At 61.9% G+C, this 11506-nt stretch carries 10 protein-coding genes and 1 tRNA gene; 10 read left to right on the forward strand and 1 reads right to left on the reverse strand.

All coding sequences use genetic code 11. From position 1 onward, the window contains the following. Positions 1-66: 66 nt before the first annotated feature. The 7 genes from P353_RS05160 (at position 67) to P353_RS05190 (ending at position 9476) form a co-directional block, all read left to right on the forward strand. Positions 67-909 (forward strand): AAA family ATPase, encoded by an 843-nt coding sequence (locus P353_RS05160; protein WP_034366252.1) that lies wholly within the window; start codon positions 67-69, stop codon positions 907-909. Positions 910-939: 30 nt separating this feature from the next. Beyond that, entirely contained in the window at positions 940-1161 is a 222-nt protein-coding gene (locus P353_RS05165) for a hypothetical protein (protein WP_003071240.1), read from the forward strand. A gap of 11 nt (positions 1162-1172) precedes the next feature. Continuing rightward, positions 1173-1775: a GNAT family N-acetyltransferase gene (locus P353_RS05170; protein ID WP_034366255.1), complete on the forward strand. Its 603-nt coding sequence runs from the start codon at positions 1173-1175 to the stop codon at positions 1773-1775. 18 nt (positions 1776-1793) lie between these two features. Continuing rightward, on the forward strand, positions 1794-2981 hold the full coding sequence (locus P353_RS05175; RefSeq protein WP_034366259.1) for a vWA domain-containing protein: 1188 nt from the start codon (positions 1794-1796) through the stop codon (positions 2979-2981). Positions 2982-3102: 121 nt separating this feature from the next. Further along, positions 3103-4893, forward strand: a complete 1791-nt coding sequence (locus tag P353_RS05180) for an autotransporter assembly complex protein TamA (protein ID WP_080750437.1) — start codon at positions 3103-3105, stop codon at positions 4891-4893. A gap of 2 nt (positions 4894-4895) precedes the next feature. Then, a complete protein-coding gene (locus tag P353_RS05185; RefSeq protein WP_034366264.1) occupies positions 4896-9143 on the forward strand; it encodes a translocation/assembly module TamB domain-containing protein in 4248 nt (1415 codons plus the stop codon). A gap of 57 nt (positions 9144-9200) precedes the next feature. Beyond that, positions 9201-9476 (forward strand): hypothetical protein, encoded by a 276-nt coding sequence (locus P353_RS05190; protein ID WP_034366267.1) that lies wholly within the window; start codon positions 9201-9203, stop codon positions 9474-9476. A gap of 38 nt (positions 9477-9514) precedes the next feature. Here the strand turns inward: P353_RS05190 and P353_RS05195 are convergent, their stop codons facing one another. Then, positions 9515-9790, reverse strand: a complete 276-nt coding sequence (locus P353_RS05195; RefSeq protein ID WP_003075449.1) for a metal/formaldehyde-sensitive transcriptional repressor — start codon at positions 9788-9790, stop codon at positions 9515-9517. Positions 9791-9861: 71 nt separating this feature from the next. Between P353_RS05195 and dmeF the strand changes: the two genes are divergently transcribed. The 3 genes from dmeF to P353_RS05210 all read left to right on the forward strand — a co-directional run bounded on the left by dmeF (position 9862) and on the right by P353_RS05210 (position 11416). After that, a complete protein-coding gene (gene dmeF / locus P353_RS05200) occupies positions 9862-10815 on the forward strand; it encodes a CDF family Co(II)/Ni(II) efflux transporter DmeF (RefSeq protein ID WP_034366270.1) in 954 nt (317 codons plus the stop codon). Positions 10816-10866: 51 nt separating this feature from the next. Beyond that, positions 10867-10941 (forward strand) — tRNA-Arg (locus P353_RS05205). A gap of 262 nt (positions 10942-11203) precedes the next feature. Then, positions 11204-11416, forward strand: a complete 213-nt coding sequence (locus tag P353_RS05210; protein WP_034366272.1) for a hypothetical protein — start codon at positions 11204-11206, stop codon at positions 11414-11416. Positions 11417-11506: the final 90 nt, after the last annotated feature.

Genomic DNA, 11506 nt, shown 5'->3' on the forward strand with positions numbered 1-11506 from the left:
TGCAGTGCAAACGATTATGGCAGTGAGAATTTCGCACGCTTATCAATACTTACGCTGATACCGCCCATGAAGTTTCAAGGTTCCGACAAATACGTGGCCACGCAAGATCTGATGCTGGCCGTCAACGCTGCCGCTACCCTGCAGCGCCCTCTGCTCATCAAGGGCGAGCCCGGCACGGGCAAGACCATGCTGGCCGAGGAAGTGGCTCAGGCGCTGGACATGCCACTGCTGCAGTGGCACATCAAGTCGACCACCAAGGCCCAGCAAGGCCTTTACGAGTACGACGCCGTGAGCCGTCTGCGCGATTCGCAGTTGGGAGACGAGCGCGTCAAGGACATTCACAACTACATCGTCAAGGGCGTGCTCTGGCAGGCTTTCACGGCGGAGCGCCCCGTGGCCCTGCTGATCGACGAGATCGACAAGGCCGACATCGAGTTCCCCAATGACTTGCTGCGCGAGATCGATCGCATGGAGTTCTATTGCTACGAGACCCACGAGATGATCCGCGCCAAGCACCGCCCGCTGGTCTTCATCACCTCGAACAACGAAAAGGAACTGCCTGACGCATTTTTGCGCCGATGCTTTTTCCACTACATCAAGTTCCCCGATGCCGACACCATGCGCCAGATCGTGGCCGTGCACTTCCCCAAGCTGCAGGGCGAGTTGCTGAACGCGGCCATGAAGGTTTTCTACGATGTGCGCAATCTGCCCGGCCTCAAGAAAAAGCCTTCGACCAGCGAGCTGATCGACTGGCTCAAGCTGCTGGTCGCCGAGGAAATTCCTGCATCGGCCCTGCAATCCGAGGAAGGCAAGGTCAGCGTACCGCCCCTGGTTGGCGCACTGCTCAAGAACGAACAGGATATGAGCCTGTTTGAAAAGCTGGTCTTCATGAACCAGCGCAACCGCTAGCCTTCCTTAAGAGCCGAGGAGACACAACCCATGAGCACCGCACAACAACTGCTGCTGGAAGGCGGCTCCGACGCCATTGGCTTTGTGGGTGGAGCCCTGCTGGGCTGGGGCCTGTCCCATGTGCTGGGGCTTGACCTGTTTGCCCAGGGCTATGGGGCGGGCAGCATTGCCGCCATCGCCATGGTGGGGCTTGGCGGAGGCCTGGGGCTCAAGCTGGCCCGACTCTGGCGCAGCAAGCGCAATCCACTTTGAGTGAGCAAGCCATGACTTTTGTAGAACCTGTGACCCTGCGCGACCGCGGCGTGCGACTGGAGCCGCTGGCCCTGAGCCATGAGCCTGGACTGGCAGCGGCCGCTGCCGATGGAGAGCTGTGGAAGATTCGAGTGACTTCCGTGCCCGAGCCTGGCGAGGTGCGCAGCTATATCGAAACCGCGCTGCTGGGCCGCGACCAGGGCCACCGCTTTGCATTCGCCGTACTCGACGATGCCAGCGGCAAGGTGCTGGGCACGACCAGCTATCACGACATCGTGCCCGCCATTCGCCGCGTGGAGATTGGCTACACCTGGTATGCCAAAAGCGTGCAGCGTACCCATGTCAACACCTCGGCCAAGCTGCTGCTGCTGGCCCATGCCTTCGGTACGCTGGGCTGCCATGTGGTGGGCTGGCGCACGGACAACTTCAACTTCGCGAGCCAGCGCGCCATCGAGCGGCTGGGAGCCAAGAAGGATGGCGTGATTCGCGGCCATGCGCTGCGCCGCGACGGCACGATTCGCGACACCGTGATGTACAGCATGCGCAGTGGCGAATGGCCTGAAGCCCGTGCACAACTGCTCTACCTTCTGGAGCAGCATGCACCCGCTGCATAAGCGCTGGAGGCATTTTTCATGCTGATCGATTTCTTCTATACCCTGCGTGCCGCCAAGCTGCCTGTGTCGGTCAAGGAGTTTCTGGCTCTGCTGGAAGCACTGGACGCGGGCATCATTGGTCCCAAGAGCGAGGATCGCTGGAGCCTGGACGACTTCTATCACCTGGGCCGAACCATTCTGGTCAAGGACGAGAAGCACTATGACAAGTACGACCGCGCTTTTTCCGCCTATTTCAAGGGCGTGGAGATGCTGGCCGACTTGAGCAAGGAAATTCCGCAGGACTGGTTGCAAAAGCTTCTGGAGCGCGAGCTCAGCCCCGAGGACAAGGCCAAGATCGAAGCCATGGGCTGGGACGAACTGATGGAGACGCTCAAGAAGCGCCTGGAGGAGCAAAAGGAGCGCCACGAAGGCGGCAGCAAATGGATTGGTACGGGCGGCACCAGTCCCTTCGGTCATGGTGGCTACAACCCGGCGGGCATACGCATTGGCGGGCCGGGCCGCAACAAGAGCGCCGTCAAGGTCTGGGAGCAGCGAGCCTACCGCGACTATGACGACACACAGGAGCTGGGCACGCGCAATATCAAGGTCGCGCTACGCCGCCTGCGCAAGTTTGCGCGCCAGGGCAGCGAGCTGGAGCTGGATCTGCCGGACACCATCCGCTCCACGGCAGCCAATGCGGGCTATCTCGACATCAAGATGATTCCCGAGCGGCACAACCATGTGAAAGTGCTGCTGCTCATGGACGTGGGCGGCACCATGGACGAGCATATCCAGCGCGTGGAGGAGCTGTTCTCGGCCGTGAAGAGCGAGCTCAAGCATCTGGAGTTCTATTACTTCCACAACTGTGTCTACGACTTCATGTGGAAGAACAACCGCCGCCGCTTTGCCGAGAAGTTTCCGACCTGGGACATCATTCGCAAGTACAACAAGGACTACAAGCTGATCTTTGTCGGCGATGCGACCATGAGCCCCTACGAGATCCTGCAGCCCGGCGGCTCGGTCGAGTACATGAACGAGGAGCCCGGAGCCGAATGGCTGCAGCGTCTGACGAATGCCTTCCCGCACTTTGCCTGGATCAATCCGGAGCCCCAGGGCGTATGGCAGTACCGCCAGAGCATCAGCATCATCCAGCAGTTGATGGGTGACCGCATGTACCCTTTGTCGCTCAAAGGCTTGGAAGACGCCATGCGCATGCTGTCAAAATAGGGGCATGCCCCAGACCTTGCCCTTGAAAAAGCCGGCCTTGAGGCCGGCTTTGCTTTTGGGAGCCGCCTTGCTCCTCAGCGGCTGCAGCCTGCTTTCCCCCAAAGACAAAGAAACCGAAGCCATGGGCATCGATACCAGCGGCCCGCCGGCCTTCACGCTGGAAGTCGATGCGCCCAAGGAAATCCGTGCGCTGCTGGAGCAGCATCTTGAACTCAAGCGCTTTCGCCACCAGCCGGATCTGCAGCGCCGCGAGCTGACGCGCCTGCTGGGCGCGACCGATGCCAATGTGCGCGAGCTGATCGGCACCCTGGGCTATTTCAGCCCCACGGTGACCGTGGAGCTGACCGATACTCCCGAGGAGGAAGCTCCGCGCAAAGTGGTGGTCAAGGTCGACCCAGGCCCGCCCACCATCATTGAGAAATCCGAGGTGCGTTTTGCCGGCATCAATGCCAACGACGAGCTGGGGACCTCTCAGCGCCTGCAGATCGAGGAAACCTGGCCGCTGCAGGCCGGCGAGCAATTCTCGCAATCAGCTTGGAGCAGCGCCAAGAGCGGTGGTCTCAAGGAGCTGCAAAAGCGCCGCTACCCACTGGCCCGCATAGATACCAGTCTGGCCGATGTGGATGCCGACACCAACAAGGCCCAAGTGAGCGTGAGCTATGACCCCGGCCCGGCCTATACGTTCGGTCCGCTGCAGATTGATGGTGCCCAGCGTTACGACCCGGTGCGCACGGCCCGTATTGCGCGCCTTCCGGAAGGTCAGGAATATGACTTGCAAAGCATGCTTGATGCGCAACAGCGCCTGGTCAGCAGTGGCTATTACGACTCGGTATTTCTCTCCCTGGCCGATTCGCCGCAACAGGCAGCTACCGAAGCTGAGCGCGACGAGCAGCGCAAGAGCCAGGGTGCAGCCATCACCTCGCCCGTGATTGCCAAGGTGCGCGAAGCCAAGCTGCAGAAATGGGTGTTCGGTGTGGGTCTGAGCACGGACACCGGACCTCGTCTGTCCATCGATCACACTTACAACAAGGTGCCCGGTCTGAACTGGCGCGCCGTCAGCAAGCTGCAGCTGGACAGGAAGAACCCGCTGATCTCCACGCAGCTGGTCGGCCTTCCCGGAGAGGATCTCTGGCGCTGGTTTGCCAGCGGCAAACTCGAGCGTGCGCCTGCTGGCGACTTCTACACCAACAGTGCGCAGATGCGCTTTGGCCGCTCCAAGGCCGAAGACCGCATAGAACGCAATATGTACCTGCAGTACGACTATGCCAAGACCCAGGGCGCAGGCGCTCCGCCCGGTGCCTCCTCGCTGCTGGCCAACTATGGCTGGACGGCCCGCTATTTCGACAACAATCTGCTGCCCACCTCGGGCTTCGGCCTGGCCCTGGAGGCTGGAGCCGGCACCACGCTGACGCCGCAGCGCTCGCCGTTCGGGCGCCTCACTGGCCGCTGGCTCAGCCTGATACCGCTGGGCGAGCGCGACGAGGAAACCAGGCGCCACAGCCGCCTGCAGCTCAAGGCGGGAATCGGCGCCGTCATGGCCAAGAGAGATGTGGATCTGCCCACCACCATCATGTTTCTGACCGGCGGCGACAACACGGTGCGCGGCTACGGCTATCAATCGATTGGCGCACGCACCGACAACGGCCGTGTGATTGCGGGCCGCTATCTGGCCATGGGCAGCGTGGAATGGCAGCGGCCCATCACCATCAAGGGCAATACGCAGGACTTCGAGCACGCCGTCTTCATCGATGCCGGCACCGTGGGCGATGACATCAACCGCCTCTACACCCGCGTCGGTTTTGGCACCGGCATTCGCTGGAAAAGCCCGGTTGGCCCAATTCAAGCAGATCTCGCCTGGGGCGCACAGGAGCAGCAGCTGCGCCTGCACCTGCGTCTGGGCTTCACGTTTTAAGCATGGCAGAACAAAACACATCCCCCCCCGCCAAGGGCTCCTCTTCGCCTCTCAAACGCCGCCGCTGGCTACGCGCGCTGGGCTGGACCTTTGCAGCGACCCTGCTCGCCCTGGCGCTGGCGCTCGGCAGCCTGCTGTGGTGGATTGGCAGAGACGACTCGCTCAACCAGACGCTGCAGCGTGTGGCCGGCTGGCTGCCCGCAGACCAGTCCCTGGTTGCCAAAGAGGTCACGGGCAGTGTCAAGAATGGCGGCCGCATAGGCTGGCTGCAATGGCAAAGCCCGACCATGAAGGTCGAAGTCAGGGAAGCTCAGATCGGCTGGCAGTTCAGGCCTTTGCTGCTGTCGCGCACGCTCAAGCTGGGCGAGGTTCATATTGCCGAGTTGCGCATTGCCAGCACCCCCGACCCCGACAAACCCGCCAGCGAACCGCTGCAGTCGCTGACCCTGCCGGTGAAGATAGCGCTGCCCTTCAGGATCGATCAGATCATCTGGCAAGGCCCGCCTGAAGCCGTGGTGCAGGACCTGCGCGGTCGCTATGAATACACAGGCACACACCACGAACTCAAAGTCAGCAGCCTGCGCTTTGCCCAGGGCTCCTACCAGGCACAGCTGAAATTGCAGGGCGCCGCCCCCATGGCCTTGCAAGCCGAAGCAACAGGCGATGTGCAAGTGCCCAACCCGCTGGACAAAAGCGATGACGCCCTCAACACCATTGCCGTGCAGGCCAGGGTGACAGCCGAAGGCACGCTGGCCACCGAAGCGGCCAGGTTGGCGATCAAGGCCAATGCCAGCGCAGAAGCATCGCCCCCCGGCCCGGGAACTCAAGACCCGCCAGCAACCGCCCCGAAGCGGGAAAAGAGCGGGCTGCCATCTCGTTCAAAGTCCGAAGCAGCAACGGCAGAAGCGGGCCCCATGCAAGCCGATGTGGAGGCCAGCATCATGCCCTGGCGCAGCCAGCCGCTGCTGGCAGCCAAGGCCCAACTCCAGAATCTCGATGTCTCGGCTTTCTGGCCTCAAGGGCCGCGCACCTTGTTGACCGGCCAATTGCATGCTGGCCCGGATGAGACCGTGTCCGCAGTTGCAGACCTTGAGGCGCAGCCCTGGAAGCTCAATACCAGCTTCAGCAACGCACTGCCCGGCCCCTGGGACCGGCAGCGCCTGCCCGTGGCAGAGCTGACAGCCCGAATCGATTTCGATGGCCAGCAATGGCAGGTGAACGACTCCCGTATCCAGATCGGCAAAGGCCATATTGCACTCGGCGGTCAGTTCACTCCGAGCACCCGGTTGTTTGAAGGTCTGGCCACTGTGGAACAACTCAACCCGGCCGATCTCTACAGCACGATGGAAGCCGCCCCTGTGGAAGGCGAAATCAGCGCAAAGGCTGTGCAAGCCGAGCCTGGCAGCGGCGATGCCGCTGCCAGCAAGATTGTGTTTGCCGCCAATCTGCAGGCGGCGGGCGGCAAGCGCGACAGCAAAGCCTTGCGCATTCAGACACTGGCGGCCAGCGGCCAGTGGCAGGCTCCGCTGCTGCAACTGGAAAAACTGCAGCTGGAAGCCCTGCAAGCCAGCATCGATGCCAGGTCTGTGGAGTTCAATACCGAAACCCAGCAGGCCAGGGCTCGACTCAAGGCCGCTGCACCCGGTGCGCAGCTGAGCATTGAAGGACAGATGGGTCCTGCCAGCGGCGCTATCCAAAGCCAGCTGCAGCTCAGCTCCATGAGTACGCTCACACAATGGCTGCGCAAACTGCCGGGCGTCAAGGATCCGCTGGCCGGCGCGCAACTCGATGGCAGCGCAGATCTGCAACTGGCTCTGAAGGGCGGTTGGGAAAATCTGCTCAAGCGCCTGAGCGCTCCCCATGGCGCGCCCATTCCCGCCAGTGGCTTGCAGATTCAGGCCAAGCTGCGCGCCGAGAAAATTCGCTATCTGCCCGCCGGCACCGCAGCCGACCAGCGCGCCGTCCTGCCTGCGCTGGCATTGAGCATTGACGGCAGCCCCGAAAATGCCAGGGTCGGCTTGACCGCACAGGCCCAGCAAGCGGGCAAGAGTATTCAGCTCGACACCGCTTTGCAGGTCGGCCTGGCCGGCGGCAAGGGCATGGCACCACTGGACTGGCAGGCCAGTCTGGAAAAGCTGCAAGCCCAGCTCACCCCCGACAAGAACAAGCCCGGCCCCTGGGTGGTGCAGTTGCAAGCCGCAGCCCCCGTGCAAATCAGGCAGCGCACCAGCGGCAGCACGGTGCTCAGCACCGTCTATCAGTTCAGCGCCGGCAAGCTGCAGATCACGCCCCCGAAGTTGGGCATCAGACGCACCAGCAGCGAGCCGCTGGCACCTGTGCAGATGGCATGGGATGAGGGCTCCGTCACCCGTACCGGCAGCGGCCAATGGGGCGTACGCAGCGCAGGGCAGGCCCTTGGAATTCCGCTGGTCTGGGTCGATGCATTTAGTCTGGGCGATGACGAGCCACCGCTGGAGGCCGCAGGGATTTCCGGCGACCTGAGCTTCAACGCGCGCTGGAACCTGGACACCTTGGGCAAGGATCTCAAGGCCGATCTCACGATCGAGCGCGCCGCAGGTGATCTGCGGCTGGCGGTGGACGATGGCTCCAGCACCACCGTCATCCAGACCACCGGCCCCACTGCCACACGCGCAGGCGGCACACGCACGCGCCAGATCGGCGGCGCAGGCATGCGCTCGCGCATCAAGGACATACGCCTCAACGTGCAGGCTCAGGGCAGCCAGGTCAACGCCAAACTACTCTGGGAGAGCGAGCGCGCAGGCAAGCTCAGTGCCGACCTGCGCACCCAGCTCAGCTACCAGCAAGACGGCTGGACGCTGCCCGCCACAGCGCCTCTGTCCGGTCAGTTGCACGCCAATATGCCAGATATGGGGCTGTGGGCCCTGTTTGCACCGCCGGGCTGGCGCATCCAGGGCACGCTGGCGGCCGATGCCAGCATCAGCGGCACCTTGCAGGACCCCAAGTGGCAGGGCGATATCAAGGCCGATGGGCTCAATATCGTGTCTCTGCTCGATGGCGTGGACCTGCGCGACGGCATTCTGCGCGCCAAGCTGCAAGGCACCAGGCTGGACATTACCGAACTGCGCCTCAAGGGCGGTAAGGGCAGCCAGGCGCGCATTCTGGGCTATAGCGGCAATCTGACCCGTACCCCTGAAGACGGCGGCCAGCTCACCGGTTCGGGCTATGCCCAGTTCACGCCACCGGGGGCGGGGGCCGAATCAGGTCTGAGCATGAATCTGCAGGCCAAGGCCAGCAAGCTGCAGGTGCTTGTGCGCGCCGACCGTCAGGTCAGCGTCTCCGGCGATCTGCAGGCCCGACTGGAGCAAGGCCAGTTCACGCTGCGCGGCGACCTCAGCGTCGACAGAGCCTCCATCATCCTGCCCGAGGAATCCGCACCATCGCTGGACAAGGACGTGGTCGTACGCTCGGCGGCATCGCGCAAGGCCGAAGAGGAAGAGCGCCAGCGCGCCGAGCAACAGGCCCGCAAAGATCAGGCCCGCGCCACGCCGCGCAAGGTGCCCGACATTCTCGTCAAGCTCGACATGGGCCGCGACTTTGCTCTGCAAGGCTTTGGCATCACCACGCGACTGCTGGGCCAGCTCGAAGTGCGGGGTGCCAGCTACATCGGCGGCCCGCCCAGCGTGACTGGCGAAATCCGTACCGAGCAAGGTCGCTACCGTGCCTGGGGCCAGTCGCTGAATGTGGAAACCGGCCTGATCCGCTTCAATGGCCCCTATAACAACCCCTCGCTGGACATACTGGCGCTGCGCCCGAATATTGCCGTCAAGGCCGGCGTGCAAGTGCTGGGTACGGCCAGTGCGCCACGCGTGCTGCTGTACTCGGACCCTGCCCTGCCCGATGCAGAAAAGCTCTCCTGGGTGGTCATGGGCCGCGACCCTGCCTCTGGCGGAGCCAGCAGCGCCTTGCTCCAGCAGGCCGCCATGGCCCTGCTGGCTGGCGGCAACAGCTCCAGCGGCAAGATTGCGGGTAGCCTGGGGCTCGATGAAGTCGGATTCAAGGGCGGCGGCGACGGCACGGATGCAGCAGGTGCAGCTCTGACCATGGGCAAGCGCATCTCGGACAAGCTCTACCTGACCTACGAGCAGAGCCTGTCGGGAGCCATGGGCATCATCTACATCTTCTACGACCTGTCGCGCAGCGTCACTTTGCGCGCCCAGACCGGCATGACCAGCGCCATGGACATCGTCTATACCGTTCGCAAGGACTAAGAATGAGAACTGCCTTCATCCCCTTGCCCGCATGCGATAACGGCTATCAATCCTGCTATGCCACGCAGCCGCACAGCGCTTGAGCAAGCCGCCGGCAAACTCATACTTCGCATCCAGCAGGAATGGATGCAGGAGCTGGGCGAGCCCGCGGCTGAAGACAGCGAGCAAGTCATGAACCGCGCCCATGACTTGCTTGTGGCCGCATCGGCCGGCCGACTCGTCCAGGCGCTGCAGCAGCAGTCGATTGAAGAATTTCTGGGCAGGGAATGGCTACGCAGCCATCCTGAGGTGCTGCCATTCGTCAATGCTCTGACCGAGCAACTGCAGTCCTGATCCATCTATACAGGCCCTCAGCGGCCTGCTGCCACGCCTTATTTGACGTAGGAGCGCAGCACCTTCACGACCAGCTCCAGGTCCTGCTCACGCTGCTCGGCCGTCGCGGCCTCGGCCCCCAGATGCTCGCGCACATGGCCTTCGAGCAACTCCAGCATCAAACCATTGACGGCCCCGCGCACAGCTGCCAGTTGCTGCAGCACCACGGCACAGTCCTGCCCTTCTTCCAGAGCTCGCTCAAGGGCTTGTGTCTGCCCCTTGATACGGCGAATGCGCGCGAGCAATGGCTTTTGATTCGAAACGGTATGCGACATAAGCAGGAATTGTAGTCCTCGTGCCGACATGGAAAATATACTGGGGTAGAGTATATGAAAACACACCAATCATGACCTCATACACCGACTCCCCCCTGACCCGGCAGCACTCCCACAGCTTTGACCAAGGCAATCCGCTGGGTGAAAAAAACGCCAAGCTGGCCATGTTGCTGACGCTGGCCATGATGGTGCTAGAAATCACTGCCGGCTATTACTTCAACTCTATGGCCCTGCTGGCCGATGGCTGGCATATGAGTTCACACGCGCTGGCGCTGGGTCTGTCCGTCAGCGCCTATGCCGCTGCGCGCAAACTGGCCAATGACACACGTTTCAGCTTCGGTACCTGGAAGATAGAAATCCTGGCGGGCTACACCAGTGCCATCTGCCTGCTGCTGGTTGCCGCCCTGATGGCTTTTGAATCCATACAACGCCTGCTCTCGCCTGCCGCCATTCACTATCAGCAGGCCATAGGCGTGGCAACTCTTGGTCTGTTGGTCAATCTGGCCTGTGCCTGGCTGCTCAAGGACGGGCACCACCATCACCACGGCCATGAGCACCACAGCGATCATCACCATGGACACGACCATGCGCATGGCGACCTGAACCTGCGCTCCGCCTATCTGCACGTGATTGCAGACGCGGCCACATCGGTCATGGCCATCGCAGCGTTGCTGGGCGGCATGCTTCTGGGCTTTGCCTGGCTGGATTCGGTCATGGGCTTGGTCGGCTCCGTGATGGTGGCAATATGGGCCTTAGGCCTGCTGCGCGATAGCAGCCGCGTGCTGCTCGATGCCGAAATGGATGCTCCCGTCGTGCGAGAGGTACGCGATGCCATCGCGCAAGGCCCGCAGCCCGTCCGCATCACCGACCTGCATGTCTGGCGCGTGGGCAAGAGCCACTATGCCTGCATCATCGCAGTCGAGGGCGCGGCCACGGTCACACCCGACTACATCCGCCAGTTGCTGTCGATACACGAAGAACTCTCCCACGTCTCTGTCGAAGTCAACCGCACAGAGCCGGCATAAATAAGTCGGTTGGAATCCGCAGGCTGGCAACACGGGTAGAATCCAGCGTCCCTCCCCGTAGTTCAATGGATAGAACGGTCGCCTCCTAAGCGACAGATACAGGTTCGATTCCTGTCGGGGGGACCAGTAACGCATTGATTTTTAATGAGTCCTGGTGGAAACGGGACATAAGTGGGACATTTCCCGCTTTTGCCCCTCAGACTTTGACAAACGCAGGCCGTCCAGAACGGCGCTGCGTTTTTTTTCGTCCCAACTTCGGCTCAGTTCTGGCAGTCATGCCGCCATGGGGCGACGCCTTCATATGGCCTTGATACAAAAAAGATAGCGTTTGCTTACACAGTAAACTGCGGAATATACTGTACACACATACAGTGTCTGTTAGGTAGCTATGGCGGCAAACAACTCAGCAAGCGAGCAATTTCAGAGTGAGATTGATGATGTAAGCGCATCTGTCCAGGCGCTTTGCGAACTGCTGGCTGCTGCTCAGAACACCAAGGTAAGCGCCGCCTGCGTGCATGCAATCCTCAAGCCCATGGCTCGCAGGCTCGATGTCGTCGCAAGCACTGCGGCAGATGCGCGGCTTGTGCTGAAAACCTCGTAATTTCCCGTAATACAAAATGCAGCGCAAATGCCATGCATTGCGTGCATTGGTGCGGCTTTGAGGTAGGCCGACCGGGTAGTAATTTGCGCC

This window comes from Comamonas testosteroni (assembly GCF_000761245.1).
In the GTDB taxonomy this organism is placed as follows: domain Bacteria; phylum Pseudomonadota; class Gammaproteobacteria; order Burkholderiales; family Burkholderiaceae_C; genus Comamonas; species Comamonas testosteroni_C.